Source organism: Streptomyces sp. NPDC019890, assembly GCF_044903445.1.
Lineage (GTDB): Bacteria > Actinomycetota > Actinomycetes > Streptomycetales > Streptomycetaceae > Streptomyces.
This window is the reverse complement of sequence record NZ_JBJDQK010000008.1, coordinates 1-26,612: the sequence shown is the minus strand read 5'-3', so window position 1 is coordinate 26,612 and position 26,612 is coordinate 1. Positions and strand designations below refer to the sequence as shown.

Below are 26,612 nucleotides of genomic sequence, written 5' to 3'. Positions count from 1 at the left end.
ACGGAACCTGCCCCGATCGGCACGGAGAAAGGGGCCCGGCCTCTGCGAAGTCAGCCGCCCGGCCGTACCAGCTGCGGGTCCGTGATCCCGCCGGGACTGGCCAGTCGTGCGATGTCCCAGCCTGCCCGTCCGGCTCCGGCCTGGTACGCGCTCTCGTAGAAGGCGAGCACGGCGGCACGAGGATCGCTCTCGGCGCGGGCCGCGGCATAGGGCAGCACGGCCAGGTGGCCGGCATTGCGCGCAACCCAGTGTGCCGACGTCGGCGTGAGTGGCTCCCTGGTCAGTTCCGCCGGCTCCGGGGCGGTGTAGGAGTAGAAAGCCGGCTCGCCCAACGTGTCGTCGCCGAACCAGAATCCGAAGCTGACGAGCTCTCGGGAGTAAGCCTCCCGGGTTACCGGGTCGACCTGCGGCGGTTGGTCGATGTGACGCTCGGAGAACCGGCTGTGGGCGATGTCCAAGGAATGCCAGAAGTGGTGTACCGGGCTGGCCTTACCCGAATAGCCGGCTGCGAATTCCTCCAGTACCAACGCCACCTGGCTGAGGACCTGCCAGTAGCGGTTGGCCTGTACGGGATCGTAGGTCGCATGCTCGGTGTCCTCGGCGAACGGCCGGGCGGTATCGGGCAGGTCGTAGGGCCTGGGAACGCGGATCTCCGCCCGTACGCCCAGTGAGGCCAGCGCGGCCAGGGTTTTGTCGTGGAAGGACGCCACGGACTGGCCCAACAGCGGGAAGGATGTCGAACTGCCGTCCAGCGTGGCGAGCACCAGTTGATGGTCGACGAAGTCGAAGTCGATCGTGAAGACCGGATTACCGTCGATCTGCCCCATCGGACGTGTGGTGATGCCGCGTCCGGTCAGATGGAACGGAACGTTCCACCAGTGATTGCGCCGGGCAGTCGCGGCGAGGCGGATTTTGCCGACGACTTGCCCGAAGCGGTGCAGCGTTTCCTTGGTGTCCCGCCACTCGGCGAGCGGTATCGGCGGGAACAGCTCCATCGCGTTCCCCTTTTCTGTCGGGCGTTCCTGCCGGCCGGGCAATTCCATGATGACCTTGGCTCGCAGATCCGGCACCTCGCCGGACCCGGGAGCCGCTCGTCTCGATTCGGTGATCACCAACACTGACGACCCGGTCATCCCTGATCAAGGTCGACGCCGCCCCCGCCGGACAGCCCTCCCGGTCAGTGTGACGGCAGATGCCGGTCGAAGAACGACACCACGTGATTGCGCACCGCGGGCACCGATGCGCCCGGAGCGATCGCGCCGACCAGCTCGTTCCGGTTGGCGGCGGTCATCAGCCCGGCGGTCTGCAACTGGGGCGCCATTGCGGCGTAGTCGGTGAACACCCAGTGTGCGGCGTCGTTGAGCTGCCGCCTTCGGGTGTATCCCTGCGGGTGGGCGAGCATGGCCGACCAGGAGCGCTCCAACGCCTTCTTGTGGGGGAAACCATCGGTTCCCAGCAGGAGCAGCGGCCGGTCCACCCCGTACCGGGCGACCGGGAACAGCTTCCCTTCCTGGCCGGGGCTGTCCGGCGGGTAGTCAAGATAGCCTTCCAGGTTGATCGCCGCCGCGATGCGGCGGTCCTCGTACATCGTCTCGGCCGCCGTGGTGCCGCCGGCCGAGTGACCGTAGATGCCCACTCGTCGCAGATCCAGCGCACGACCGAGGTGCTCCGGCAGTGGGCGTCCCTCCGCGTCCGGGTTGCGCCCGGCTGCCAGGACTGCCAGCTGATCCAGCACAAACCGGGTGTCCGCGATCCGGGTGTCGATCGCGGTACGGAAGAGCTCCGGATCCGCCCGGGGGTCGCTCCTGAAAACGGTCTCGCGGAGGACCTCGTCCCGGTATGCCGTCTTGCCGGGAAACTCCACCTCGCCGGCGTCCCCGGGGTGATCGACGGTCACCACGACGAAGCCGCGGCTGGCGAGCTCTTCGGCGAGCCCGGTGCCCATCGTGCGCGGGTCGCCGCCGCCCGGGCTGTACAACAGCACCGGTCGCCGTACGGCCTGCGCCGGCGCGCCCATGCGCGAATGGGTCCTGGTGGCTGCCCAGTTCACACCCGACGCCGGCAAGTGGTGCACGGGGACGTCGATCTGCTTGAACAACTCGGCGGCGCCTTCGGTCATTTGTGGTGCGGCCGGGTAGCCGCGGACGGTGCGGGCCGGATAGAACACCGTGACCATCACTTCCCGAACGGGGATCGTGGGCTTCCACGGGTCGCGCCTGGAGCGATCCACCAGATACAGGGTGGTGACCCCGATCCGGTGCGGGCCGGTCGGCCTCGGCAACCGCAGGGCGACGTCCTCCGCGGCCTGTGCCTGCGCGAGGTGCCCGCCGCCCGCGAGCAGCAACGCGGCCGCCAGTACGGCTGACTTGGTGACGGTCCGCCGGTCCACTCCGGCGACATCCTCACCGCGGGGAGCGACATCAAGTCTTCGCTCGAGCCCCCCGGTTCGGCCTGCCCGCTCACCGTCGCCGAACGTTTTACGAAACATGACTCCCCTTATTGCGCTGTGACTTCAGTCCTTGTGCCTTTCGGCGGCCCCCTGAATGAATGACCGGGGCATGACTGAAATGCTGGCGCCCGGCAGGGAGTGCAGGCGAGGGTTTAGGCACTGCCCTAAACGATGGCGCAGTGCCACCAGGGGGAGTAGTGATCCGGATCCATTTCACGGCCGCCGACTTCGCGCGGGTCCGGTTCGCGTCCCGGCCGGCGCCGTTGCTGGAGCTGAACGTGGCCCTCATGAGGATGTGCCGCCCCGACGACGAGTTGCTCCTCGGTCGCTGGAGGCGGCGGTTGCTGCATTCCTTGCCGGCCGCCGTCGAGCCGCTGGGGGACCTGGTTCCGGCGGGCGAAGCCCCCAAATTCATCGACGTGTTCAGCGACACGCTGAAGGAGGGACTGGACACCGTCCGTGCCTCACGCCCGGAGCTGGTCCGCTCCGAAATCGAGCGGGTGTACGCCAAGCGCCCGTCCCCGGCTCCGCTGTGGATCCGCGATCTGCACCGGGGCGATGCCGATGCCTGGCAACTCCTGCGCCGGGCACAGCATGCGGCCTTCGAGACAGTACTGCGCCCCGTGTGGCCCTTGGTGCAGGACCTGCATCAGACGGAGTTCACCCGCCATGCCCTGGCCGTGGCTGAGCACGGCGTCGGCGCCGCACTCGCCGACCTTGTCCCTGGCACGCGGCTGCACGAGGGCGTCTGGGAGGTGGAGGGGTCCGATGAACGGGACATCAAGCTGCGCGGTCGCGGCGTGGTGCTCCAGCCCACCTTCCACTGGACCGGCCATCCCCTCATCGCCGACCTGCCCGACCGCCCCCTGTTCCTCACCTACCCGGCCGGCACGGGCCTGCCGCTCGCGCCGAGCGGGGCGGGTGGCACGGACGACGCGCTGGCCGCGGTGCTCGGGCGAACCCGCGTCGACATACTGCTCCTGCTCGCGGACGAGCGCACCACCAGCGAGCTCGCGCGACGGCTGCGCGTCAGCAATGCCACCGCATCCACCCACACCGCCGCACTGCGCGGCGCGGGCCTGATCACCACGGTCCGCGCGGGACGGGCGGTCCTGCACCGGCGCACTGCTCTGGGGAGCCTGCTCGTTCAGCGACGCAGTGGAACGCGGAGCGTGAACGGCTGACTTTCCGGCGGGCCTTGGGCGGCGAGCCCGGCGCCCCGGGGCCGGTCAGAGCGTGGTGATGAGCCCGCCGTCGATGACGAAGTCGGCGCCGGTGACATTCCCCGTGCGGCTGCTCGCCAGCGTCACGACGAGGTCGGCGACCTCCTCGGGCCGGGTGAAGCGCCCGGTCACCGACTGGGCGGCCGCGCCCCGGGCGACCTCCTCCGGTCGGCTGCCGGCTGCCTTAGCCACGGTGGCGGCGACACCGTCGTCGCCGAGCCAGAGCGCCGTGGCCACCGGCCCCGGGCTGACCGTGTTGACCCGCACGCCCTGAGGGCCGACCTCCTTGGAGAGTGACTTGCAGAAGTTGCTCAGCGCCGCCTTGGCCGCGCTGTAGTCGATGACGGCCGGGTCCGGCAGGAACGCGTTGACCGAGCTGACCGTCACGATCGAGCCCGCACCGCGCTCGACCAGATGCGGCAGCGCCGCCCTGGTGGTGCGGACCGCCGCCAGGAAGTTGACCGTCAGCGCCCAGGTCCAGTCCTCGTCGGTGACGGAGCCGAAGCCGCCCAGCCGCGGCCGGACCGCGCCGACGTTGTTCACCAGGACGTCCAGCCCGCCGAACCGGGAGACGGCCTCCTCGACCAGCCGGGCGGGACCGTCCGCGGTGCTGAGGTCCACCGCCACCGGATGCACCTGAGCGTGCTCGGCGAGTTCCGCCACAGCGTCCGTGGTGCTGCGGGCGGCAGCGACCACGCTCGCCCCCTCGGCGGCCAGCGCCTGGGTCACGGCGAGGCCGATCCCCCTGCTCGCCCCCGTCACGACGGCCACCTTGCCCGACAGGTGAAGGTCCATCAGGGACTCCTTCGGAAGCGGAAGTGCGCAATCCCCACTGGCACGATCGCAGCAAAGGCCGGGCGCTGCATCTTAGGATCGGCACATGTCCAAGCACGCAGGCTCACCGCTGTCTCTCTGGTCCCAGGACTCCGTGCTGTCGATCGGCTCGCAGGGCTCGGTGCTCTCCATCGGATCGGTCGGATCCGTTCTGTCCGTCGGCTCGGTCGGCTCCGTCCTGTCGGTCGGCTCGATCGGCTCCGCCCTTTCGCTGATCTCGGCCGGCTCCTGGCTGAGCACCGGCTCGGTGCTGTCCGCCCAATCGCGGTGGTCGGTACTGTCCTGGCGGTCCAGCCGGGGCTTCCTGGCCGCGGGGGTGGTCGCGGCGCTCGCCTGTGCGGCGCTGGCGGGCGGGCACCGGCGCCCGGCCTAGGTCCGAGCCGATACAGCAGGGTTCCGCCCGGACCTCGGGCCGCTGACGGCTGACCTACGAGAGGTCGCGTCCGGAGAGGCTTCGAAAGAGGGCGGTCACCCCCTGGACCGGGACGGAGATGGGGACGGCGACGGGGCCAGCTTGGGGCCGGGCTTCGGACCGTAGGCGGTCAGGAAGCGGTCGCGGAAGGTGTCCATCCGCCAGACCGGAGCCTTCGGACCGGGCTTCAGGCCCTCCTGCCAGCCCCAGCCGGAGATCCGGTCCAGCACCGCAGGGTCATGGGCGACGATCGCGATCGGTACGTCCCGGCTCGCGTTGTCGCCGGTGACGATCGGGGCTGGCTGGTGGTCGCCGAGGAAGACGAGCACCGTGTTGTCATTGCCGTACTTCGCCACGTAGGAGATGAGGCTGGTCACCGAGTATTCGATGGAACGCCGGTACTCGGTGCGGACTTGGTTGGGGTCCTTCCACACTTCCTTGGGGTCCTTGCCCTCCTTGCTGATGGCGTCGTAGACCGAGCCGTCACCGACCTTGTCCCAGCCGATCATCTTGGGGAGGGGCGCCCAGGGATTGTGGCTGGAGACGAGGATGATCTCGCTCATCAACGGCTTGGGCCCCCGCTTGCCGTGCTCGAGGCGTTCGAAGGTCAACAGGCTGTACTGGTCGGGTACGGGCGCCCAGCTGAACCTCGGGCCCTTGTACCCGAGCTGCCGGGAGTCGTAGATGTTGTCGAGGCCGTAGAACTGGCCCTCCGGCCAGGCCCGGGTGACGCCCGGCATGATGCCGACCGTTCGCCAGGCGTTGGCACGCTTGAACGCGCCGGTGAGCGTCAGACGGTCGCTCGAGGTGGCGGTGCGGTAGCGCTGCTGGTTCTTGATCCACAAGCCCGACATGAAGGTGGAGTGGGCCAGCCAGCTGCCGCCGCCGAACGTCGGTGAGGTGAGGAAGGCGCTCCGGGAGGAGAACCCGGCCGCGCGCAGCCGGCTGGTCCCGTCCGCGAGCACCGCGCCGACCTGCGGCGCCATCCTCGGATCCTGGACCGCGCTGCGGCCGTAGCTCTCAATGAAGGCGAAGATGACGTCCTTGCCGCGCAGCCCGGTGAGCAGTTGGTCGGGCGGGGTGTCGCTGAAGGCGTCGGTGGCGATCTCCTTCGGGAACGACTCCTTGTCCTGCAGGCTCGCACGCACCTGGTGCGCACGGTCCCGGACGAACTGGGCCGTGTTCCTGGAGGCGACCGGTGCGCCGGAGATCTGCACGCCCAGCGCCGCGAAGGTGATCCAGGCAGTCCCGAGCACCAGGGTGGTACGGGTCGTCACGGTGCGGTGCCGGACTATGAGGTGGCTCAGTCGGACGACCGCCAGCGTCATGAGGACGAGCAGGGCGACGACGAGGGCCACGACCCCGATCACGGCACCTATCGCGCCGGCCTGGCCGACCGAGTCCCTGAGGAACGCCTCGGCGTCGTCGAACAGGATCCAGTCGAGAATCAGGTCGAACGGCCGGTCGAGAACCGAGTAGAAGCCTATGTCGAGGACGTTCAGGATGGTCAGCAGGCCGAGGCCCACCCCGCCGAGCACCGCCGCCAACCGCCTCGGCTTCGGCGGCAGGACGAGCAGCACGGCGGCGCCGAGTATCCCCTCCACCGGGATGCGCGCGAAGGCGCCGGGCGTGAGGCGGGAGAGCTGGTTCGGCAGGAGGAGGGCGAGGAGCACGAGTACGGCAGCCAGACCAGTAGTCAGCCGCGCCGCGGCCAACGCCGCGGCCGGGTGCTTATTCCGCCAGCCGCCGCCCGGGGCTCTCTCGTCCGGGGCCTCACCGGCGGCATCACCTGCGGTGGCTTCCTCGTGGACGGCCGTGCCGTCACTTGCGGCGGCGTCCTGATCCGCGGCGGTGTCACCCGGTATGCGCTCCGGGGAGCCGTCCGGAGTCAGACCCTCCTCCGTAGTTGCCTTGTCCTTGTCCGGCAGCTGACGCGAGCGCGTGAAGAGCACAACCCGAAGGTCCTTCCGTGCGAAGCCCGTTGGTGACACGGCGGACCAGGCTCGGGAGGCCGGGGCCGCCCTCATCTGTACGGCCTGCCGGCGGCTTCCGTTCAATCACCAGGGTCGTCCGCGCGGGAAGCGTACGCCTGTGCGGGTGAACTGGTTGGGTGTGGGGTCGGACCGGTGGGCGGGGCACTCGCTCGGGCGGTGCGACGGCTCACCGTCAAAGATCGGTGGCCCGTTCATGGCGGGGTTCGTACATCCCGATTTCTCCGCCGCCCGGCAGCCGGAACCTGGTCAGCAGTCCCCAGCCCGCATCGGTGATCGGCTGCGTGAACTCCACCCCTCGCGCGGTCAACTCCTCAAGGGTTGCCTCCACGTTGTCGCACATCAGGTAGAACTCGTGCGACTCCGGGCCGTCCGTGGGGTGCATGGCGATCTCGGCCGGCGGAAGTCTGAAGATGAGCCAGCCGCCACCCGCGTCCACGTGCGGGTACCCCAGCACGTCCCGGAAGAAGGCTCGGTCGGCTTCAGCGTCGCGGCTGTAGATGATGACGTGGCCACCGTTGATCATGCGGCGAGCATAGGTGCTGCCCACCCGGGCACCGCGTCACTAGGGAGACACGGCGGTGCCGAGGGAGTCGGCGCCCATCGGCTTCGGGGCGCCCTTCTCGTAGAAGACGTCGACGTCAGCAATCGTGAATCCCGCGTTCTTGAGCATGTCGACGATCGGCCGGGTGAGGTGGCACCCGCCGAAGAGGCGTTTCTCCATCGGTTCGAGGCGTCGTTGCCAGCGGCGTACGTTTTCGTCCTCTTCCGGGGCCAGGCCGTGCTCGATGAAATGCAGGGTCCCGCCGGGCTTGAGGACGCGCCGTATCTCGCGCAGGGCGGTATCGGCGTCGGGGATGGTGCAGAGCGTCCAGGTGGACAGGGCGGCGTCGAAACTGTCGTCCGCGAAGGGCAGCGCCTGGCCGTCCAGACCGGCGCGCTCCACGGGGATGCTGGTCGCCCTGATGCGTTCCCCGGCCAGGTTCCATCCGACATCGGACGGTTCGACCGCGGCGACGCGGGTGACGGCGGGCGGATAGAAGGGAACGTTGTGTCCCGTTCCGAAGCCGATCTCGACGACGTCGCCCCTCAGACCCGCGCAGACTCGGCGTCGTAGCGGTTGGGCTGTCTTGACGCCGCAGGCGACATTGATGACCCGCGGCAACATTCGCTCGGCATAGAACCCCATCGCGGCCTCCATGTCTCCTCTGCAGCATGACACCGGCGCGGCCCGGCTGCACGGTCCCCGCCGGTGGCGCCCGGTCCTCACGCCGCCAGGGGCCGGTCCTTTGCGGTGACGGGGGCCGGGAGCACGGTGGACCCGGTCAGATAGCGGTCCGTCGCCGACGCGGCGGCCCGTCCCTCCGCGATGGCCCACACCACAAGGGACTGTCCGCGCCCCGCGTCGCCCGCGACGAAGACCCCGTCCGTCCTGCTGCGGCCACTCCGCCCGGCCTGCCCCGCCGTTTCGGCCGCGAAGGCCTCGTCCCGCGCGAAGTTTCCCCGGTCGTCCAGCCTGAGCCCGAGCTGCTTCATCAGACCGGTGCCCCGTTCGGGACCGGAGAAGCCGAGAGCGAGCAGGACCAGCTCCGCCGGTATCACCCGCTCGGTGTCCGGCCGCGGCTTTCTGGCCCGGGGTTCCACTTCCGTCAGGTGCAGCGCGCGCACATGGCCGGCCGGGCCGCCTTCGAAGCGGAGGGTGGCGGACGAGAAGAGCCTCGGATCCGTGCCCTCCCGCCCACGAGCCTCTTCATGGGCATGGGAGATCCGGTAGACCTTCGGATAAATGGGCCAGGGCTCAGTGTCCGGCCGGGCGTCGCCCGGCTCCGGGTTGATGTCCAGCTGCACCACGGAGACCGCGCCCTGGCGCAGGGCGGTGCCCAGACAGTCGGAGCCGGTGTCCCCGCCTCCGACGATCACCACATGCTTGCCCTCGGCGGTGACGGGGGACGAGGCGTAGTCGCCCTCTCTGACCCGGTTGGCAAGAGTCAGGTAGTCCATGGCCTGGTGGATGCCGTACAGCTCACGGCCGGGGACGGGGAGCTCCCGCTGCTCCGTGGCTCCGACGGCGACGACGATCGCGTCGTGCCGCCTGCTGAGCTCGGTGGCGTCGAGATCGCCGCCGACGTCCACGCCCGTGCGGAACTTGGTGCCTTCCGCCTGCATCTGCTCGATGCGGCGGTCCAGGTGCCGCTTCTCCATCTTGAACGCGGGGATGCCGTAGCGCAGCAGCCCGCCGATGCGGTCCGCGCGCTCGTACACCGCGACCGTGTGGCCCGCCCGGGTCAGCTGCTGGGCCGCCGCCAGTCCCGCGGGTCCGGAGCCGACGACGGCGACGGTCTTCCCGCTGAGCCGCTCCGGCGGCTGCGGTGGCGCGTACCCGCGCTCCCAGATCTGGTCGGCGATGGCCTGCTCGACGTTCTTGATCGTCACTGGATCGGCATTGATGGTCAGTACGCAGGCGTCCTCGCACGGCGCCGGGCACAGCCGCCCGGTGAACTCGGGGAAGTTGTTCGTCGCGTGCAGCCGCTCGGCCGCGGCCTGCCAGTCGCCCCGTGCCGCGTACGCGTTCCACTCGGGAATGAGATTCCCCAGCGGGCAGCCGTGGTGGCAGAACGGTATGCCGCAGTCCATGCAGCGCCCCGCCTGCTCGGACACGAGAGGCAGCAGCGCCTGCCCCGCGTAGACCTCGTTCCAGTCGCTCAGCCGTTCCTCGACGGGGCGCGCCGGGACGGGCCGACGGGGGATCTTGAGGAAGCCGAAGGGGTCGGTCATGCGCCGCGCCTCCATCGCTCATTCGCGGTGCAATAGGGCGTTCTGGCCAGCCTACGCCTGCTTTGTTCCGCTTTCACCGGTCGATGGAGCGGAGCCCGGCAGTCTGCGGTGTCCGGCGCGGCCGATCATCAGGCGAGCCAGCTGTAAGGCAGGCGGAGGATCGCGGCGACACGTGCCGCGATGACAGGGGCGTGCGGCGGAACGCCTCCGTCGGCGAGGCCGCGGGTCAGGTGGAGATGGAGCGACTGAAGCGTGGCGAAGGTGTTGAAGGCCCAGGGTGGTACGGGGCCGGGGCCGCCACCGTCGAGGGCGTCCGCCACTACCCCCAGCCAGTCGGTGGCCTGCTCGGCCGTGAGGTCCCCGGTGAGCAGGATGAGGCTGAGTGCGCGGGCAAGGCGCGCATCCTCCAGCTGCGCATAGCGGTAGTCCGCGTGCGCGGCCGTCATCCGGTGAGCGCACAGTTCCAGCAGTTCGGTGCGGTGGGCAGGCAGGGCCTGCGCGAACGCCGCAGCCGCGTCGGCGCCGTGGGCGACAGCGTGCAGCCAACCGAGGGAGTCGTCCCAGCCACGGGTGTCGCGCTCGGACGGGTACCAGGAAGAGAAACCGGAATACCAGCGCTCCGCGGCCGCCTCCGGCACGGTGCCGGGTACGGCGTGTCCGCGCGTCAGAACGCACCGGAGAACGAGCGGAGCGAAGGTCCGGGCCTGAATCTCGGGATGGGTGAAACGGTCCGCGGCAGTGTCACCGAGGTCTGCCAGGACCTCATCGAGGTGCCCTTCCCGTATCCAGCGCGCGGCGGCGGTGTAGGCATGCTCGTCACGGACCTCGGGGTCAGCAGACACGAGCATGGCCGACAGTTCGTCGCGGACCCGGAAAGCCGATACGGCGTCGGGGAAGGGAAAGCCCTCGGCGGCGATCGACGGCCAGTGGACAAGATCCGTACTCACCGCAGCAGCTTTCCACGCGCTGCGGAGACCGGCAAGGAAGGTCGGCGGCGAACTCGCGCAGCAGCCCCACCAGTTGCGGGAAGGTGTGGAGCAGCGGGGTACGCGGTGCTGCGCAACAGGCCCAGGCCCAGGCCGACTGGGTAGACCTCCGCGATCACCGGTCGTGACTGCGGCTTCGGGTGCGCCGGTCGCGCGAGGCCTCGCTGAAGAGCTGTTCGAGGATGACCGCCACCCCGTCGTCCTCGTTGGAGGCCGTGTGCCGCGGTACTGCGGACAGGACCGTCGGGTGGGCGTTGGCCATGGCATAGCCGGTACCCGCCCATTGCAGGATGGTCAGATCGTTCGGCATGTCACCGAAGGCGACGACTTCCGTGGAGTCGATTCCGCGCGCCGCGCACAGGGCGGAGAGAGTGCCCGCCTTGCTGACGCCCGGCGCGCTGATCTCCAGCAGACCCTGGCCGCCCGAGTGGGTGAACTGCGCCACGCCGCCGACCGATGCTTCCGCGAGGGCCAGCAGGTAGTCCGCATCGAGCTGCGCCGACCAGGCAAGGAGCTTGGTGATGGGGACGTCGGTGAGCCACAGGTCCAGCAGGGACGCGACCGCCACCTCGGTGTCGGCGCCTCCGGGGAAGCGCAGCCCGAACCCGGGCTCGTACAGGACCTGGTGGCCGGTCTCCACAGCGAAGCCGAGCCCCGGGGTCGCATCCGACAGCGCGGTGGCCACCTGGCGGGCTGCGGGTACCGGGAGGGTGCGGGTCTCGATGACGGTGCGCGACGCGATGTCGTAGACAAGGGCACCGTTGCTGCACACCGCGGTGCCGACCATGCCGGTTGCGGCGGCGAGCATGTCGACGAACCGGGGTGGGCGGGCGGTGACAAGGACGACCTCGGCGCCGGCGTCGACTGCGCCGTGCAGGGCGCGCAAGGTGCGGTCCGAGAGGATGCCGCCGCGGCGCAAGAGCGTGCCGTCGAGATCGGTGGCGATCAGTCGAGGATGGTTCATCGCCCGATGTTACCGATGCTCTGGGCGTCCCCGTCCACATACTTTGCGGCTGCCGTCAGCATCGGCCGACTGGCCTCCGACGACGACTTACCCGCGGAAACACCTTTCCCTGCGGAACCGGCTGCTCCACTATGGGCACTTGTTTCTGCTGGTAAAACCGGCGTGTTTCTGTCTGGACAGGCGGGTCGGTCGCGCCGTAGTGAGGAGTCAAGAGGGTGCCAGAGCTCCACCAGGTCGGTCCGGATTCCGCGGACGAGACAACGGTGTACACCGCCCTGTCGGACGCGGAGCTCACCGAACGCATCCGGTCCGGTGCCCCGCGCGCCCATCCCGCCGTCCAGGAGCTCAAGCGCCGCCATCTGCCCGCTGTGCTCACCTACGCCCGGCTCTGCGGACGCAACCAGGTAGCCGGGAACCAGTTGGTCCTCCAGACCTTCGATCTCGCTGCCCAGGAGGCGTGCCGGGGCATCGAGCCCCGGGGGAACTGGCGTCACCATTTGCTGATGCTTGTTCAGCGGGTGGGCCTCACCTGGGCCGACAGCAGCCGCGTGGACCGGCTCGAACGCGATTTCGTCGCCTGGATCGATGACACCGCCGACGTCACCGCACCGGGGCTGCCGGAGCCCCGGCGCCTTCGGTTCGAGGAGTCGTCCGCCATGCTCACCAGCTTCTACCAGCTGCCGGAGCTGACGCGGGGCGTCCTCTGGTACGCGCTGGTGGAGGAGGAGGCTGACGCCACGGTGGCCGGCTTCCTCGGCGTCGAACCGAACTTCGTTCCCGAGCTGCGGGAAAAGGCGCAGAACGCCATGCGACAGGCCTACGTCCGGGCGTATCTGGAGCGTTGCGGGGACCGGAAGTGTCTGGGATTCCGCCGCATCATCGAGGTGTCGGCGCGGCCGGGGGACGGGCGCCGCAGCGAGGATCTGACGCTCCATCTGACGGAATGCCCCAGCTGCACCCGGCTGGTCGCGGAGCTGACGCGGATGGCGGACAACCCGCGGGCCGTGTTTGCCGAGGGCCTGCTCGGGTGGGGCGGCGCGGCCTACGTGGCCCGCGGCCCCGTGCGTGGCCTTCTCGACGCCGTACCGGCTCAGCCCGACCGGTCGAAACCGACGGCCGGCATGTCGGCGTTCACTGCATCCGCGAAGTCGCCGCAGAGCGACGGGATGCCGCGGAAGAGTGCACGGCGGCTGTCCACGCCCGTCGTCCTTGTCGCTGTGGCGGTCGCGCTCGCGGGCGTGGTCGTCGCCGGCACTCTGCTGGCGGCCGCCTCCGAGGACTCCGGCCCGGCCCGCGAGCGGGCGAAGGAGCCCCCGCTCCGCGCCACTTGGCCCACCGTGGCCGCGCCCACTCCCTCGCCCACCCCATCGGCGAGCCCCACCCGGGAGCCGTCCAAGAAGCCCTCACCCTCGCCGACCGCCACCACTTCAGCGCCGGCCCCCAAGCCGCCGGCGCCCGCTCCCTCGAAGAGCGTCCCGCGCCGGCCGGCGGCGATCGTCCCGGGGGGCGGCTTCACCCAGGTCGTCAACGCGGATTCCGGACTGTGCCTGGACATCGTGGACGGTGTGATGGCGAACCGTACGGACGTCTTCACCACCCGCTGCAGCGGTGCCCCTACCCAGCTGTGGAGTCTGGACTCCATCGGCCTCCTGCGCAGCAACGCGGATCCCGACTACTGCCTGGACTCGCGCGGGGACACCGACCGCGGCGTCGGCATCTGGTCCTGCGCCTCCGTCAACGGCCAGAACGGCGTCAATCTGCTCTTCTTCGTCGATGGATCAGGAGCCATACGCCCACGGATCGCGCCGGACTTCGCCCTTGAACCGCTGGGAAGTTCCGAGGGCAGTCCGCTCGACTTCGACCCCGCCGACGGAGACAGTGACCAGCGCTGGACCGCCGGGGCATAGGGCGCGTCGGCGCGTGTCGTCCAGCTGCCGCCCGATCCGCTTCCGGGCCTCTGACCGGGGTCTTACACCGGTCAGCGGTGGGATCGGGCGACGCCGGCCTCAGTGGTGAACGTTGCCTGTACCGGTACTGGTTTGACGAGTGCCAGATAGACCGGGCAGCGTTCCTGCCAGATCTCGAAGAGCCGCCGCAACCTGTCCGCGGGCTCGGGCGAGACAACATGGATCTCGACCGCGACGTCACCCAGATCCGGGAGGGCACCAGCCATCCCCAGCAGTCCTCGCGCATCCGCGGTGCAACGGGCAACGGCGCTCACCTCGTCGAGTCGGAGACCGAGTTCGGGCGCGAGCGTGTCGTGTACGAAGACGACGGCGCAGCCTGCGAGCGCGCCGAGCAGGTAGGCGGTGGGGCTGGGTGACACGTTCTGCCCGCCGACCGCGGGCGGCAGATCGGCGTCCCAGTTGAAGGGCCCGGCTGAGAGTCGCGCATGCCCGTTGACCAGTGACGCCGTCACGGCCGGAGCAGATCGCGCCGCGCTCGGCTCGGCCAGGAAGCGCACTTTGCTGGCCTCGATCACATTCGCTGACATGATCCACCTTCTCTCGGTTCCCTTGGCTGGAAGGCCCCTTGGCTGGAAGCTTTCGGCTTCTCACGGTAGAAGCAAGGCAGTTCAGGGGCATCCGTGCCAGCACGCACCGTCGCTGTTGCTCGCACCAGCAGGGGGCCGGCATGCACGCAGGATCAGCCCGGCAACTCCGGTGCCGGGTGGCAGCGTTTACGCCAGGCCGCGGCGAACCAGATCGGCGACGGCAGCCGCCCTTCCCGCCCTGCCGCTGACGCCGAGCTTGAGGTAGGCGTTGGACAGGTGCCGCTCGACCGTACGTACGCTCAGCGCCAGGGACCCGGCGATCCCGGAGTTGTCCAGCCCAGCCGCGGCCAGCCGGAGGACCTCGAACTCGCGCTCGGTCAGATCGGCCAACGGAGCCTGATGCGCGGTGGGTTGCGCAGCCGCTCGATCGGGTTCGGCGAAGGCGGCTACCTCATGTAAGAAGACGCGCCAGGCCGGCTCGTCAGCCAGGAGAATATGATTGCGGCTCTCCAGCGGTACCAGACTGGCGCCGCGAATCGACGATGCGACTCGCCGGGCCTCGTCGAAGCCGGCCATCGCGTCGTCACGCGAATGAAGAACCAGCGTGGGAACGGCGATCGCGGGTAGCAGATCGTTGACGTCGACCTTTTGACGCTCGGCGCACAGCGCGGCCGCGTTCTCCGTCGAGGTGGACATCCGTTGTAGCGCGTCGACCCAGCGCATCTGCTCCTCGGACGCCCCGGGGATCAGCATGGTGGTGAACACGCGGCGGAACAGAGAATCCGGCCTGGCCCAGCCCACTCGGATCATGCTCGCCAACGTCTCGAGAAGCTCCACGTCCTCCGGTGTCCGCGCGGCGGACGCCCAGGTGCCCGACAGGATCAGGCGAGTCACCCGGTCGGGATGCGCGGCGGTGTACTTGATCGCCACGGGGCCGCCCTGCGACATCCCAACCAGCGCGAAGCGGCCAAGGCCGGCCGCCTCGACCACAGCCTCCAGGTCGGCGACGCGTGCCTCGAGCGAATAGTCCTCGATCTCCCAGTCAGACAGGCCGTAACCGCGTTCGTCGTACCGGATGACCGTGAAGCGCGCGCCAAGGTCCTCGAGAAAGTGGCGCCAGACCGGACTCTGCCAGTCGAACTGGAGGTGACTCAGCCAGCACGAGTCGATCACCAGCGGCGGGCCCTGCCCGTGGATCGCGTAGGCGAGCCGGACCCCGTCCGGCGCGCGACAGAACCGGATCTCCTGCCCGCCTCCGCCGCCGGGAGGCGCCCCCGCATTGCCCACTTGGCGTGGCATGGGCGAATCGTACTCCGACCCGGTGCCGGTCCGACCGGCTTGCCGGCTGCCCCGCCGCGACGCCGGCGCAGAAGGGCCGAACGGTCCGCCGGGCAAGCCGACGGGCCGTCAGAGAAGGCCGAGGTCTGCGCCCCGCGGCCCTACTCCCGGGTCCAGTTCTGGCTCTCGGAGCCGTTGCAGTCCCACACGACGATCTTTGTCCGGTTCCCTCCGTTGCGGCGGGTGTCCAGGCACTTGCTCTTGACCTGATTGGCCACGATCACGGCTTCAGGGTCGGTAGGCGAGGCGATCACCTGCCACCGCTCGGAGCCGATGGAGTCGGGGAAACAGAAATACTGCTGGATCGTCGTGCCGTTCACCACCTGGTCATCGCTGCCGGCCCGCAGGTCCAGGCAGAGATTGCTGTTGAGGTTGCGCAGCGAGTACCAGCCCGGCGCCGACGGGACCTGCTCCATGAGCCAGTTCTGGTTGGCATCGTTGGAGTCGCAGTCCCACTGCCACACCATGCCAGGTTCCTTTGACTGCCTCGCATCCAGACAATTTTCGGTGACCGTGTTCTTGAGCGCGAAGGCGGCCCCGATGCTGCGGGGTTGTGCGGTTCCGGTATCGCGCTCGACCGCACTGGCGGCCTGAGCGGCTCCCCCCGGCACCAAACCGGCCGCGGCTGCCACCAGGCCGGCCAGAACAAGGCCGGCCGCTCTGTACTTCCTCATGTCCCCTCCTGTGTGCTGCTACAGCCCTCACTGGGAGCTGCCTGCTTCTCACAGTAGGAACCGGGCTGTTCGGAGGGATCCGTGCTCGCACCCAGCCCCGGCTGCCGCCGACGGCAGCCGGGTGTCGGGGTACACGCAGATACGCTCTCCGTCAGCAGAGCACCTTGAGTGCCCCCGGCTGCACCCTTGCCGTCACCGGCAGCGTCGCCTCGATCTCGCCGTCCGCGCCGTAGGGGATGTCGCGATCGGCCTCGATGTGAATCTCCTTGCCCCGCAGGATCTCCACTTCCGGGCGCTGCACATGCGCCCCTGTTTTGAGCTCATTCATGATCGCGAAAAACAGCCGTTTCGGTGCATGCCGGATGACGACCACGTCCAGCAGCCCGTCGTCGAGCCGCGCGTCGGGGGCGATCTGGCGGCCGAACCCGTAGAAGCGGGAGTTGGCGGCCACGACCGTGTAGCCGCGCCGTTCGTGCAGTACGCCGTCCACGGTGATGCGATAGGAGACGGGGCGCCAGGTCAGCACGGCGCGCATGCCGCCCGCGTAGTAGGAGGCGGCGCCCCGCAGCAGTCGGGCGGTGTTGGCGTACTGGTTGGCCACCGCGTCGACTCCCGCGTACACACTGCCCAGCACGCATGTTCCGGGGTGCACCGCTGATTCGACCTGGATGGTGTCGATCGCCCGCGGCGAGGCGTTGAGCAGCAGTTCGGCCAGGGCGGGTGCGTCGGACGGAAGGCCGAGCGCGCGGGCAAAGTCATTGCCCCGGCCGGCCGGGACGATGCTGAACACGGTGTCGGTGCCACTCAGCGACCCGCCGACACAGCCGGCAATCCCGTCGCCGCCCACGGCGAGCACCACGTGCCCGCGTTCGCCGGCCTGCTGTGCCAACTCCCGCGCGTGCTCCAGGCTGCGGCTGTACTGGGTGTCGAGCTGCGCCCCGGCCTCCCGCAGCAGGCGGGCCAGCGGGAGCAGGGCCGCCGTACCGCTGGAACCGCCTGCGGTGGGGTTGACGATGGCGGTGAAATGTCGCATGAATGCGCCTCCGGTCGGCACGGGGCAAGTCAGCGGACGGGGATGAGGACGCCGGGGTTGAGGACTCCGGCCGGGTCGATCTCGTTCTTGACGGCCTGAAGGATGTTGACTCCGACAGGGCCGATCTCCCGCGTGTACCAGTCGCGGTGGTCGGTACCGACTCCGTGATGGTGGCTGATGGTGCCGCCGGCGAGAAGGATCGCGTCGTTGGCGGCCCGCTTCACGGGGGCCCAGTGGGCGATCGGATCGTCCCCCTGCGCCGAGACCACGGTGAAGTACAGGGACGCGCCGTTCTCGTACACATGGGAGATGTGGCACATGACCAGGGGCGCAGTGCCCGCGTCGGTCAGGGCCGTGGTGAGCGCCTGGCGCACCGCGTCGTACAGAGCGGGCAGGCCGGACCAGAACGTCGCCGTCTCCAGGGTCTCGGCGAACGCGCCGGCGTCCAGCAACGCGTCGCGCAGATACGGGGCGTTGTAGCGGCCGTGGGCCCACCGGTCGCCCGGTTCCTCGCCGAGGAGTTCACCGCCGCAGGCGAGCAGCACCTCCCGGGCCCGCGCACGCCGGTCCGCAGTGTCCTCGGCTGTGCCCTCGTAACCGGCGATCGCCGTGCAGCCGGCTGCCTGCGGGGCGTCGGACCCGCCGATGGCGTCCGGCTGCGCGAGGCCGATGAACGTCTCCGTTTCGTCCGACAGCCGTAGCACGGTCGGCAGCGGTCCGTCCTGGGCGAGCTTGCGCAGTGCCAGCGCGCCCGCCTCGAAGGACGAGAAGCGCCAGCCCTCGTAGATCCTGGTCTGCGGTACGGGCCGGATCCGAACGGTCACCGATGTGATGACACCCAGTGCGCCCTCGGAGCCGAGGATCAGCTGGCGCAGATCCGGTCCTGCCGCCGAGCGGGGCGCGCGCCCCAGTTCCAGGGTGCCCTCCGGGGTGGCCACGGTGAGGCCGAGCACCATGTCGTCGAACCGGCCGTAACCGGCCGAGGCCTGGCCACTGGACCGCGCCGCGGCGAACCCGCCGATCGAGGCCCACTCGTACGACTGCGGGAAGTGGCCCAGGGTGAAGCCCTGTTCGTTGAGGAGCGCCTCGCAGTCGGGTGCGCGCAGCCCGGGCTGCAGAACGGCGGTGCGGGAGACCTCGTCGAGGACGAGCAGACTGTCCAGTCGGCGCAGGTCCAGCGCGATGAAGCCGCGTTGCGCCTCGGGGGCCAGTCCGCCGACGACGGAGGTCCCGCCTCCGAACGGCACGGCGGACACGCCGTGTTCGGCGCAGACTCGCAGCAGGGCGAGTACCTCGTCGTGGCTGCCGGGCAGTGCGACGGCTGCCGGGATGTCGTCGACCTCGCCGGCCCGGATGCGCAGCAGGTCGGGGGTGGACTTGCCCCGGGTGTGCCGGATGCGTGTCTCCGCATCGGTGCGCAGATGTGTGGCGTCCCCCAGGCAGTCGACGAGCGCCTGCCGGGTCTTGTCGGTGAGGGGGGAGTCGGGAGCGGGGATGCTGCCGATGTGCGCGGGTCCGCTCTCCCTGGGCGTGACGCCGAGCAGGTCGCGCAGCAGGCCGATCACCGTGTCGGGCAGCGGGGCCGCCTTGGCCGGGTCTCCCCAGCCGCTCCACAACATGTCCACTTGGATCCTCACCCTCGGTTTTGCGGGTCGCCGTGCCGTACGGCCTGCACTGCGATTACACTGTGACAGATGACGCCCATTCGTCACAACCGTTCGGACGGAGATGCCGTTCTCGACGCGGCACGCGACTGTGTCCTGGCTGTCGGCGTACGCCGCACCACCCTGACCGACGTGGCCCGGCGCGCCGGAGTGTCCCGTATGACGCTCTACCGCCGCTGGCCGGACGTACGGACCCTCGTCGGCGACGTGATGACCCGGGAGTGGATCGCACTCGCCGTCGGCACGATGACCGGCCCGGAGCCCGACGTCCCCACCCGGACCCGGCTCATCGACGGAATGGTCGCCGGAGTCGCCGCCTTTCGCGCCCATCCGCTCTTCCGCAAGATCATCGACGTGGATCCCGAGCTGCTGCTGCCCTACGTGCTCGACCACCGGGGCACCAGCCAGGACGCACTGCTGGGGCTCATCACCGGTGCCCTGCGGGAGGGCCACACCGACGGGTCCGTCCGCCGGATGAACCCCGACCTTCAGGCCCGTTCGCTGCTGCTCGTCGCGCAGTCCTTCACGCTCTCGCTGCGCACGATGACCGACGAAACCGACCCCGAACTCACCGAAGCGGCCTTCCTCGAAGAGCTGCGGACCCTCCTGGAGAGGACCCTTACGCCATGAGCCGCTCACGTGGCCGTGCTTCCGCCCCCTCCTCGCTCGGCGCGGCACGCCGACGCCGCGAACTCGCCGAACTCGCCGACGGCGCCCGCGTCGACGTCCTTGTCGTCGGTCTCGGCGCGACGGGCGCCGGAGCCGCACTCGACGCCGCCGCACGCGGGCTGACCGTCGCCGCCATCGACGCCCATGACCTCGCCTTCGGGACCTCACGGTGGAGCTCGAAGCTCATCCACGGCGGACTGCGCTACCTCGCCACCGGCCAGCTCGACGTCGCCCACGAAAGCGCCGTCGAACGCGGTGTCCTCATGGAACGCACCGCCCCCCACCTCGTACGCGCCCAGCCCTTCGTCCTGCCGCTCACCCCCATGGTCTCCCGCGGCCAGGCGGCGCTTGCCTGGGCCGGCTTCAAGGCCGGCGACCTGCTGCGTGCCTCCGCCCACACCTCACGCACCACGCTGCCCGCCCCCCGTACGCTCTCCGCGGTGGAGACGCGGCACATGGTCCCCGCGCTGCGGCCGACAGGCCTGCGCGGGGGACTGCTGTCATGGGACGGCCAACTCACCGACGACGCACGTCTGGTGACCGCGATAGCCCGCACAGCCGCCGCGCACGGCGCCCGCATCCTCACCCGCACCCGCGCGCTCTCGCTCACCGGCTCCGGCGCCATGGCCCGCGACGAACTCACCGGAGCGGAACTGGAGATCCGTGCCCGCACGGTCATCAACGCCACCGGGGTCTGGGCAGGCAGCCTCGTCGATGATGTACGGCTGCGCCCCTCTCGCGGCACCCATCTGGTCCTGCGCTCCGAGGAGATCGGCGGCCTCGCCGCCGGGATGCACATCCCGATCCCCGGCGAGTCCAACCGGTTCGTACTCGTCCTGCCGCAGGGCGACGGCCGGGTGTACGTGGGGCTGACCGACGAGCCGATCGAGGGCGCCGTCCCCGACGTACCGGAGGTGCCCGAGACGGACATCGGCTTTCTCCTCGACGTGCTGGGCTCGGCCCTCGACGTGTCCGTCAGCCGCGATTCGGTGGTGGGAGCATTCGCCGGGCTGCGGCCGCTCCTGGACACCACGACGCCGGACACCACGCGGCCGGACACCGCCACGCCGGGCACCGGCCGCACCGCCGACATCTCCCGCAAGCACGCCGTTGTGACGTCGACCCAGGGTGTGGTCACGGTCGTCGGTGGCAAGCTCACCACCTACCGGCGGATGGCCCAGGACGCCGTCGACGCCGCCGTCACCGGGAACGGTCTGACCGCCGACCGGTGCCGTACGACCTCGATCCCCCTTGTCGGCGCCGCCCGGCCCGCCACGCTTGCGACGCTTGCCGCGCCCCGGCGCCTGGTCCGCCGCTACGGATCCGAGGCTCCGGCCGTCCACGCACTCGGCCTCGCCGACCCGTCTCTGGCGCTGCCCGTGGTTCCCGGACACCCCGTCACCGGCGCCGAACTGCTGTGGGCGGTGCGCCACGAGGGCGCCCTCGACGAGTCCGACATTCTCGACCGGCGCACCCGTATCGGCCTCGTCCCGCACGACCGCGAGGCGGCGCGCGAAGCCGCCCGCGAGGCACTGGCCCGCTGAGCTCTCCGGCCGCGTTGTTGCGGCGGAACGGCTCGGACGACGGCCGAGGCAGGGGGGAGGGGAAGGGCGGGCGGCCACTTGTTGCGCCGTCCACCTCACGCCCGAGGTCGTCGAGGCCCGGTCCGCGGATACGCGAATCAGAGAAGGCCGGCCTTGCGATAAAGTGCCGAGGCTCGCCAGGCCTGATGAATTGCGTAATAAGGGATGCTCGATGGACCCCATGAAGGACCCTCGGATCAAGAGATGGGCGAAAGGTGCGCGTGCTGACCTCGATTACCTGGACTTCCTCTCCGCGCATACAGGGTTGACCGAATGGATCGCCCTGTCGCGCGTGTTCCTGCCGCAGTTCGTCGAGGTGGAGGGGTGTGTGCTGTGGGATCGTTCATACGATCCCGACAATTTTCGGACGTGGCACAGCGCATTGAAGGGGGATGCCGTCTCGATCGAAGCGACCCTGAACCAATTCAGGCTGTGGCAGTACATCGGGATCGAGGAAGACGCCGAATCCGAGGCCAACGCTTTTGCGCTGGCCCAGGAGATCGCGACCTCTTGGCGCCTCTCTCTCGGGCGGGCATTTCCGCGGCGGAGCTTTGATGTACAGGCGATCGACACGGTGGACGGCCCGATCGTGTCCTTCACGAGCCTCCCGTAGGACTCGCGTCCAGATCTGGCCGTCACCCGTGGGGCCCGTGCGCCCGTGCGCCCGTGCTGCCCCCCCATCCGGGTGCCCCCGCCCCCGTACCAGGGGCATCCTGGGTTCGGGCACAGCTCCAAGCCCCCTGGCCGTGAGCAGGCAATGCGGCCGGAGCGGAGAGGAGAGCGACGATGGCGCAGCCGATCCCCGCGACGACGTCCGCCTGGGTGGTCGAGCGCCCGGGTCCGATCACGTCAGGCCCGCTGCGGCTGGTGGAGCGCCCGCTGTCGGCGCCCGGCCCGGGCGAGCTGCTGCTGTGCGTGCGGACCTGCGGGGTGTGCCGGACCGACCTGCATCTGGCCGAGGGCGACCTGGCACCCCGCAAGGCGCGCTGCTCGCCGGGCCACGAGGTCGTGGGCGAGGTGATCGCCACCGGGCCCGCTGTCGAGCAATTCCGCGTCGGTGACCGGGCGGGGGCCGCCTGGCTGGCGGGAACCTGCGGGCAGTGCCGCTACTGCCGTACCGGCCGGGAGAACCTGTGCCCCGACTCCCGCTACACCGGTTGGGACATCCACGGCGGATTCGCCGACCATGTCGTCGTGGACGCCCGATTCGCCTACCGCCTGCCGGAAGGATGGAACGACGAGGAGGCCGCACCTCTGCTCTGCGCGGGAATCATCGGCTACCGGGCACTGCAGCGGGCCGAACTCCCGTCCGGCGGGCGGCTCGGCATTTACGGGTTCGGGGCTTCCGCGCATCTGACCGCTCAAGTCGCCATCGCCCGCGGTGCCGACGTCCATGTCGTGACCCGGTCGCCGCAGGCGCAGCAGTTGGCGCTGGACCTGGGGGCGGCGTCCGCCGGAGCCGGTGAGCCCCCGCAGCCGCTGGATGCTGCGATCTTGTTCGCACCGGTCGGCACGCTGGTGCCGGTGGCACTGGCCGCGCTGGACCGCGGCGGGACACTCGCGATCGCCGGGATTTACCTGAGCGACATACCGCCGCTCGACTACGCGCGCCATCTGTTCCAGGAGCGGACCGTACGCAGCGTCACCGCCAACACCCGCGACGACGGCCGTGCCTTCCTCACCGAAGTGGCCCGGATACGGCCCACGGTGCGGGTCACGCGTTACCCGATGAGGCAGGCCGACCGAGCCCTCGGCGATCTGGCGGCCGGACGGATCACCGGGGTGGCCGTGCTCGTCACCGAGTGACCGCACGGCCGTCAGCAGCGTGACCTGGTGAGCCGGCTGTCTGGGCAGGGACGGTCCGGTCGGCGAACCAGCGCCTCGGTGGTCGGTCCTGCCTCACACGGTGATGACCACCTTGCCGCGTGCGTGGCCGTTGCGCAGATACCGGATCGCCTCGGGGACCTCGCTCAGCGGGTACGTTCTGTCGATGACCGGCGTGATCTTGCCCGCCTCGATGAGCTCCTTCAGGAGCTGTAGATCCTCCTGTCGCTCCGCCGAGATCAGCCCGAGCAGCTTCTGGCGTGTGAACGGTGACAGCAGAAACGCTCGGATCAGGCGCTCGGTGCCCCCGAGCCACCGTCCTCCCTCCTCACCGCCGACGATGACGAGCGTTCCCGCCGGGGCGAGTGCACGCCTCAGGTGTGACAACGACCGGTTGCCCGCGATGTCGAGGATGACGTCATAGCGGCGCGTCCCGTCCGCGAAGTCCTCGCGGGTGTAGTCGATGATGTCGTCCGCACCGATCGATCGGACCAGATCCGCCTTCGTCGTACTGCACACGCCCGTGACGTCCGCTCCGAACATCTTGGCCAGCTGCACCGCGAACGTCCCCACACCTCCCGCCGCACCGATGACGAGGACCTTCTGCCTTGCCTGAACCCGCCCCTTGTCGCGAACCGCCTGGAGGGCGGTGAAAGCGGAGATGGAGACGGCCGCCGCCTGTTCAAAGGTGAGGTTCTCCGGCTTCGGAGCAAGCCTGTCCTCCCGGGCGCACGCGTACTCGGCGAAGGAGCCGTCGCAAGCGCCGAAGACCTCATCACCCACCTGAAAGCGGGTCACCTTTCTGCCGACCGCCTCAACGCGTCCGGCCACGTCCATGCCCCGCACACCGTTCTTCGGTGCGCGGAGCCCGAAGCCCCCGAGACGAAGCAGGTAGGGCAGGCCCGTCATCAGGTGCCACACGCCCGCATCGAGGCCGGCCGCGTGTACCCGTACGAGCACGTCGCCGTCCCCGACCGTCGGCGGGTCGATGTCCCTGAGTTGCAGCACATCGGTTGAGCCGTACACGTCCTGGACGATGGCCTTCATGGTGCCTCTCCTTCAATTTCCGTGTACTGGAACACGGTGTCGAGCGGGACGTTGAACACCCGGGCGATCTGAAAGGCCATCTCGAGGGAGGGCGAGTAGCGGCCTTTCTCGATGGCGATGACGGTCTGGCGGGTCACACCGATGAGATCCGCCAGCTGCGCCTGCGTCATCTCTTTGTTCGCGAATCGGAGGGCTCGGATCGAGTTCGTGACTCTGGTCGGCCTCACCACGGCTGAAAACCTCGGCGGTAGGCGACGAGCTTTGCCACGCAGCCAAGGACCGACGACAGGGCGAACGCCAGGTAGATCGCGTTGGCGATCCAGAAGTAGTTCAGCTCTGCCATCGACATGCCGAGTGCCGCAACGGCGCCGATGACGACGAAGGAGTGGCCGATGTACTCACCGAACCGGCCGATCTCCCTGTCGCGCTGGTCCTTCTTGTCGGCGTCCTTGGGCGAGGCGATGGCCATCACGATGTGGAGCACGATCGACACCGCGATCGCGGCGCCGATCGTCCACAGCAGTGTCGAGACGTACGGCACCTCGGTCAGAGGGGTGCTCTCCGCCCGCCCGAGGATGATGCCGAGGTAGGTCGCATAGGCCCCCACCGTGACCACCGCCATCATCCACGTGCGCTTCTCTTCGAATGACACGCCTGCTCCTATGTAAAAGAAACTTGACATGGATGAATGTAAGAAGTCCTAGACCTCATGTCAAGGATTCTTAACTTCAGCTGTACGGCGATGTGCCCGTCCTGCCGGGCACCGGAGGCCGGGAAGGCTTGTCGTCTTACTCGTGTGAACGTGCGCAGGTGGCCTGAAGTGGACCCGCCTCAGGGGCACTTGGCGCTGTCCAGGGCCAGGGCGGCCGGTCTGGCCTTGGAGGTTTGGCCAGGTGGAGCGCCCGTAGGCGGCTCCTTCTTTGGAGGAGTCTACGATGTTCGCCGAGTTACCGTCTGGCGTTGGATATGCGTTCAACAGGACGAAGGGCCGGCGGAGACACCGCGAAGCTTCGACCCCCATGCGACTGGCTGAAACCAGGGTGCGCCATCGTCGTCGCGCCAGGGATAACCAGAGCTTCCTCTCAGTACCTACCTCTTGAAGGGCAAGGCGGAGATGGCACGAGTCGCTTGGCTTTCCGCTGCCGGAAAGCAGAGCGAGCACCCGGTCGACGAGGTGCTCCCCCTCCCGAAACTGGCACTCTACGGTTTCCAGCACGTCCTGGCGTTCTACGCCGGTGCCGTGATCGTCCCGATCATCGTTGGCGGGGCCCTCGGGCTCAGCCGAGAACAGCTCGTCTACCTGATCAACGCGGACCTGTTCACCTGCGGTATCGCCTCGATCATCCAGGCCTTCGGCATCGGCCGGATCGGCTCGCGGCTGCCGCTGATCCAGGGAGTCACCTTCACCGCGGTGTCCCCGATGATCGCCATCGGTCTCGGCGCCGGCGGCGGCACGGCCGCACTGCTGGTCATCTACGGCGCGGTGATCACTGCGGGTCTCGCCACCTTCGCCTTCGCCTGGCTTCCCGCTCCCGCCTTCAGGGCGGTGCTGAGGCTCTTCCCGCCGGTGGTCACCGGCACGGTGATCACCGTCCTCGGGCTGGTCCTCATCCCGGTGGGGCTGAACGACGCGGCGGGTGGAGTCGGCAGCCCGCACTTCGGCGATCCAAAGAACTTCGCCTACGCGGGCGGCACCATGGTCTTCATTCTGGTGCTGATGAAGCTCGGCCGGCCGTTCCTGTCCAGCATCGCCATCCTGCTCGGGCTGGTGGCCGGCACCGCGGTCGCCTTCCTGCTGGGCGACGCGAGCTTCGCGGACGTCGGCAAGGCGAACTGGCTGGGTGTCATAACGCCGTTCCACTTCGGCGCCCCGCAGTTCCAGTGGTTCCCGATCCTGCTGATGCTGATCGTCATGCTGATCACCATGGTCGAGACCACCGGTGACACGTACGCCATCGGCGACATCGTCGGCAAGAAGATCGACGGCGAGACCGTGGCCCGTGCGCTGCGCGCCGATGGCGCCGCGACCGCCCTGGGCGGTGTGCTCAACTCCTTCCCGTACGTGGCCTTCGCCGAGAACGTCGGCCTGGTGCGGATGACGAAGGTGAAGAGCCGCTTCGTGGTCGTCGCGGCCGGTGCCTTCATGATCGTGCTGGGCATGCTGCCGAAGGCCGCCGCCGCAGTCGCCTCGGTCCCGCACCCGGTGCTCGGTGGCGCCGCGACCGTGATGTTCGCGATGGTCGCGCTGGCCGGTATCCAGACCCTGGCCAAGGTGGATCTCAAGGAGGAGAAGAACGCCCTGGTGGTGGGCGTCTCGCTGGCCGTGGCCCTGCTGCCCTCCACCGTCCCGGTGCTGTTCAAGGACCACATGAACGCGGACCTGTCGTCGCTGCTGAACAGCGGCGTCACGCTCGGTGCGAGCACCGCGATCCTGCTGAACCTGCTCCTCAACGGGCTCGGCCGAAAGGAACCGGAGATCGAGCCGGGCGTGGCCGACAGCGTGGTGGCGGGTGTGGACCCGGCGGACGCCGCAGCGGCTGACCCCGCTCCCGCCGGGGTAGCGGCTCAGAGTGCCGCAGTCGCCTCGGTCCCGCACCCGGTGCTCGGTGGCGCCGCGACCGTGATGTTCGCGATGGTCGCGCTGGCCGGTAT

Annotated in this window: 25 protein-coding genes; 8 read left to right on the top strand and 17 right to left on the bottom strand. The window is 69.5% G+C overall.

Features of this window, described 5'->3' with window-relative positions; translation table 11 throughout:
• Window positions 1-50: 50 nt before the first annotated feature.
• Together ACI2LP_RS22315 and ACI2LP_RS22310 are read right to left on the bottom strand one after the other, a co-directional pair.
• Complete coding sequence (locus tag ACI2LP_RS22315; protein WP_404726250.1) at window positions 51-995, bottom strand: DUF5996 family protein; 945 nt, start codon at window positions 993-995, stop codon at window positions 51-53.
• Between the two features lie 182 nt (window positions 996-1,177).
• Entirely contained in the window at window positions 1,178-2,389 is a 1,212-nt protein-coding gene (locus ACI2LP_RS22310) for an alpha/beta hydrolase family protein (protein ID WP_404726249.1), read from the bottom strand.
• A gap of 257 nt (window positions 2,390-2,646) precedes the next feature.
• Between ACI2LP_RS22310 and ACI2LP_RS22305 the strand changes: the two genes are divergently transcribed.
• Window positions 2,647-3,633: an ArsR/SmtB family transcription factor gene (locus ACI2LP_RS22305; protein ID WP_404726248.1), complete on the top strand. Its 987-nt coding sequence runs from the start codon at window positions 2,647-2,649 to the stop codon at window positions 3,631-3,633.
• 45 nt (window positions 3,634-3,678) lie between these two features.
• Here ACI2LP_RS22305 and ACI2LP_RS22300 read toward each other — a convergent pair whose 3' ends face one another.
• Complete coding sequence (locus ACI2LP_RS22300) at window positions 3,679-4,467, bottom strand: SDR family NAD(P)-dependent oxidoreductase (protein WP_404726247.1); 789 nt, start codon at window positions 4,465-4,467, stop codon at window positions 3,679-3,681.
• Window positions 4,468-4,552: 85 nt separating this feature from the next.
• On the opposite strand from ACI2LP_RS22300, the gene ACI2LP_RS22295 reads away from it, so the two are divergent.
• Entirely contained in the window at window positions 4,553-4,879 is a 327-nt protein-coding gene (locus tag ACI2LP_RS22295) for a hypothetical protein (RefSeq protein ID WP_404726246.1), read from the top strand.
• Window positions 4,880-4,974: 95 nt separating this feature from the next.
• Here the strand turns inward: ACI2LP_RS22295 and ACI2LP_RS22290 are convergent, their stop codons facing one another.
• From ACI2LP_RS22290 to ACI2LP_RS22265, 6 genes are all read right to left on the bottom strand, one after another.
• Window positions 4,975-6,870, bottom strand: coding sequence for a sulfatase (locus ACI2LP_RS22290; protein ID WP_404726245.1), 1,896 nt, complete (start codon window positions 6,868-6,870; stop codon window positions 4,975-4,977).
• Window positions 6,871-7,084: 214 nt separating this feature from the next.
• Window positions 7,085-7,435, bottom strand: coding sequence for a VOC family protein (locus tag ACI2LP_RS22285; protein ID WP_404726244.1), 351 nt, complete (start codon window positions 7,433-7,435; stop codon window positions 7,085-7,087).
• Between the two features lie 39 nt (window positions 7,436-7,474).
• A complete protein-coding gene (locus tag ACI2LP_RS22280) occupies window positions 7,475-8,110 on the bottom strand; it encodes a class I SAM-dependent methyltransferase (RefSeq protein WP_404726243.1) in 636 nt (211 codons plus the stop codon).
• A gap of 65 nt (window positions 8,111-8,175) precedes the next feature.
• Window positions 8,176-9,684: a glutamate synthase subunit beta gene (locus ACI2LP_RS22275; protein WP_404726242.1), complete on the bottom strand. Its 1,509-nt coding sequence runs from the start codon at window positions 9,682-9,684 to the stop codon at window positions 8,176-8,178.
• A 128-nt stretch (window positions 9,685-9,812) separates the two neighbouring features.
• On the bottom strand, window positions 9,813-10,631 hold the full coding sequence (locus ACI2LP_RS22270; protein WP_404726241.1) for a DUF2785 domain-containing protein: 819 nt from the start codon (window positions 10,629-10,631) through the stop codon (window positions 9,813-9,815).
• 154 nt (window positions 10,632-10,785) lie between these two features.
• Window positions 10,786-11,634, bottom strand: a complete 849-nt coding sequence (locus tag ACI2LP_RS22265; protein ID WP_404726240.1) for an HAD hydrolase family protein — start codon at window positions 11,632-11,634, stop codon at window positions 10,786-10,788.
• Between the two features lie 215 nt (window positions 11,635-11,849).
• Here ACI2LP_RS22265 and ACI2LP_RS22260 point away from each other — a divergent pair, with 215 nt between their 5' ends.
• Window positions 11,850-13,541, top strand: coding sequence for a ricin-type beta-trefoil lectin domain protein (locus tag ACI2LP_RS22260; RefSeq protein WP_404726239.1), 1,692 nt, complete (start codon window positions 11,850-11,852; stop codon window positions 13,539-13,541).
• A 71-nt stretch (window positions 13,542-13,612) separates the two neighbouring features.
• Here the strand turns inward: ACI2LP_RS22260 and ACI2LP_RS22255 are convergent, their stop codons facing one another.
• From ACI2LP_RS22255 to ACI2LP_RS22235, 5 genes are all read right to left on the bottom strand, one after another.
• Window positions 13,613-14,128, bottom strand: coding sequence for an OsmC family protein (locus tag ACI2LP_RS22255; protein ID WP_404726238.1), 516 nt, complete (start codon window positions 14,126-14,128; stop codon window positions 13,613-13,615).
• Window positions 14,129-14,314: 186 nt separating this feature from the next.
• A complete protein-coding gene (locus ACI2LP_RS22250) occupies window positions 14,315-15,427 on the bottom strand; it encodes an alpha/beta fold hydrolase (RefSeq protein ID WP_404726237.1) in 1,113 nt (370 codons plus the stop codon).
• Window positions 15,428-15,567: 140 nt separating this feature from the next.
• Window positions 15,568-16,140, bottom strand: coding sequence for an RICIN domain-containing protein (locus tag ACI2LP_RS22245; protein WP_404726236.1), 573 nt, complete (start codon window positions 16,138-16,140; stop codon window positions 15,568-15,570).
• A gap of 151 nt (window positions 16,141-16,291) precedes the next feature.
• Complete coding sequence (locus tag ACI2LP_RS22240; RefSeq protein WP_404726235.1) at window positions 16,292-17,173, bottom strand: diacylglycerol/lipid kinase family protein; 882 nt, start codon at window positions 17,171-17,173, stop codon at window positions 16,292-16,294.
• Window positions 17,174-17,202: 29 nt separating this feature from the next.
• Window positions 17,203-18,798 (bottom strand): FAD-binding oxidoreductase, encoded by a 1,596-nt coding sequence (locus ACI2LP_RS22235; RefSeq protein ID WP_404726234.1) that lies wholly within the window; start codon window positions 18,796-18,798, stop codon window positions 17,203-17,205.
• 69 nt (window positions 18,799-18,867) lie between these two features.
• Here ACI2LP_RS22235 and ACI2LP_RS22230 point away from each other — a divergent pair, with 69 nt between their 5' ends.
• The 4 genes from ACI2LP_RS22230 (at window position 18,868) to ACI2LP_RS22215 (ending at window position 22,895) form a co-directional block, all read left to right on the top strand.
• Window positions 18,868-19,467: a TetR/AcrR family transcriptional regulator gene (locus tag ACI2LP_RS22230; protein WP_360864673.1), complete on the top strand. Its 600-nt coding sequence runs from the start codon at window positions 18,868-18,870 to the stop codon at window positions 19,465-19,467.
• On the top strand, window positions 19,464-21,050 hold the full coding sequence (locus ACI2LP_RS22225; RefSeq protein WP_404726233.1) for a glycerol-3-phosphate dehydrogenase/oxidase: 1,587 nt from the start codon (window positions 19,464-19,466) through the stop codon (window positions 21,048-21,050). Before ACI2LP_RS22230 ends, ACI2LP_RS22225 begins: the two co-directional genes overlap by 4 nt.
• A gap of 211 nt (window positions 21,051-21,261) precedes the next feature.
• The gene (locus ACI2LP_RS22220) at window positions 21,262-21,702 is read left to right on the top strand and encodes a hypothetical protein (protein ID WP_404726232.1); all 441 of its coding nucleotides are present in this window, start codon (window positions 21,262-21,264) and stop codon (window positions 21,700-21,702) included.
• Window positions 21,703-21,875: 173 nt separating this feature from the next.
• On the top strand, window positions 21,876-22,895 hold the full coding sequence (locus ACI2LP_RS22215) for a zinc-dependent alcohol dehydrogenase family protein (RefSeq protein WP_404726231.1): 1,020 nt from the start codon (window positions 21,876-21,878) through the stop codon (window positions 22,893-22,895).
• 93 nt (window positions 22,896-22,988) lie between these two features.
• Here the strand turns inward: ACI2LP_RS22215 and ACI2LP_RS22210 are convergent, their stop codons facing one another.
• From ACI2LP_RS22210 to ACI2LP_RS22200, 3 genes are read right to left on the bottom strand one after another with little or no spacing between them, the layout of a single operon-like run.
• On the bottom strand, window positions 22,989-23,960 hold the full coding sequence (locus ACI2LP_RS22210) for an NAD(P)-dependent alcohol dehydrogenase (RefSeq protein WP_404726230.1): 972 nt from the start codon (window positions 23,958-23,960) through the stop codon (window positions 22,989-22,991).
• Window positions 23,957-24,187: a helix-turn-helix transcriptional regulator gene (locus ACI2LP_RS22205; protein WP_404726482.1), complete on the bottom strand. Its 231-nt coding sequence runs from the start codon at window positions 24,185-24,187 to the stop codon at window positions 23,957-23,959. Before ACI2LP_RS22205 ends, ACI2LP_RS22210 begins: the two co-directional genes overlap by 4 nt.
• On the bottom strand, window positions 24,184-24,612 hold the full coding sequence (locus tag ACI2LP_RS22200) for a hypothetical protein (protein ID WP_404726229.1): 429 nt from the start codon (window positions 24,610-24,612) through the stop codon (window positions 24,184-24,186). The genes ACI2LP_RS22205 and ACI2LP_RS22200 overlap by 4 nt, the downstream gene beginning before the upstream one ends.
• A gap of 462 nt (window positions 24,613-25,074) precedes the next feature.
• Here ACI2LP_RS22200 and ACI2LP_RS22195 point away from each other — a divergent pair.
• The coding region (locus ACI2LP_RS22195; RefSeq protein WP_404726228.1) for a nucleobase:cation symporter-2 family protein at window positions 25,075-26,612 on the top strand (1,538 nt) is incomplete at its 3' end.

Bases quoted from the DNA above. Each gene is read 5' to 3' on its own strand.
- ACI2LP_RS22300 (WP_404726247.1), bottom strand. From the start codon at position 4,467: ATGGACCTTCACCTGTCGGGCAAGGTGGCCGTCGTGACGGGGGCGAGC.
- ACI2LP_RS22295 (WP_404726246.1), top strand. From the start codon at position 4,553: ATGTCCAAGCACGCAGGCTCACCGCTGTCTCTCTGGTCCCAGGACTCC.
- ACI2LP_RS22285 (WP_404726244.1), bottom strand. From the start codon at position 7,435: ATGATCAACGGTGGCCACGTCATCATCTACAGCCGCGACGCTGAAGCC.
- ACI2LP_RS22240 (WP_404726235.1), bottom strand. From the start codon at position 17,173: ATGCGACATTTCACCGCCATCGTCAACCCCACCGCAGGCGGTTCCAGC.
- ACI2LP_RS22230 (WP_360864673.1), top strand. From the start codon at position 18,868: ATGACGCCCATTCGTCACAACCGTTCGGACGGAGATGCCGTTCTCGAC.
- ACI2LP_RS22265 (WP_404726240.1), bottom strand. From the start codon at position 11,634: ATGAACCATCCTCGACTGATCGCCACCGATCTCGACGGCACGCTCTTG.
- ACI2LP_RS22220 (WP_404726232.1), top strand. From the start codon at position 21,262: ATGGACCCCATGAAGGACCCTCGGATCAAGAGATGGGCGAAAGGTGCG.
- ACI2LP_RS22255 (WP_404726238.1), bottom strand. From the start codon at position 14,128: ATGTCAGCGAATGTGATCGAGGCCAGCAAAGTGCGCTTCCTGGCCGAG.
- ACI2LP_RS22275 (WP_404726242.1), bottom strand. From the start codon at position 9,684: ATGACCGACCCCTTCGGCTTCCTCAAGATCCCCCGTCGGCCCGTCCCG.
- ACI2LP_RS22210 (WP_404726230.1), bottom strand. From the start codon at position 23,960: ATGAAGGCCATCGTCCAGGACGTGTACGGCTCAACCGATGTGCTGCAA.
- ACI2LP_RS22225 (WP_404726233.1), top strand. From the start codon at position 19,464: ATGAGCCGCTCACGTGGCCGTGCTTCCGCCCCCTCCTCGCTCGGCGCG.
- ACI2LP_RS22280 (WP_404726243.1), bottom strand. From the start codon at position 8,110: ATGGAGGCCGCGATGGGGTTCTATGCCGAGCGAATGTTGCCGCGGGTC.
- ACI2LP_RS22245 (WP_404726236.1), bottom strand. From the start codon at position 16,140: ATGAGGAAGTACAGAGCGGCCGGCCTTGTTCTGGCCGGCCTGGTGGCA.
- ACI2LP_RS22250 (WP_404726237.1), bottom strand. From the start codon at position 15,427: ATGCCACGCCAAGTGGGCAATGCGGGGGCGCCTCCCGGCGGCGGAGGC.
- ACI2LP_RS22315 (WP_404726250.1), bottom strand. From the start codon at position 995: ATGGAGCTGTTCCCGCCGATACCGCTCGCCGAGTGGCGGGACACCAAG.
- ACI2LP_RS22215 (WP_404726231.1), top strand. From the start codon at position 21,876: ATGGCGCAGCCGATCCCCGCGACGACGTCCGCCTGGGTGGTCGAGCGC.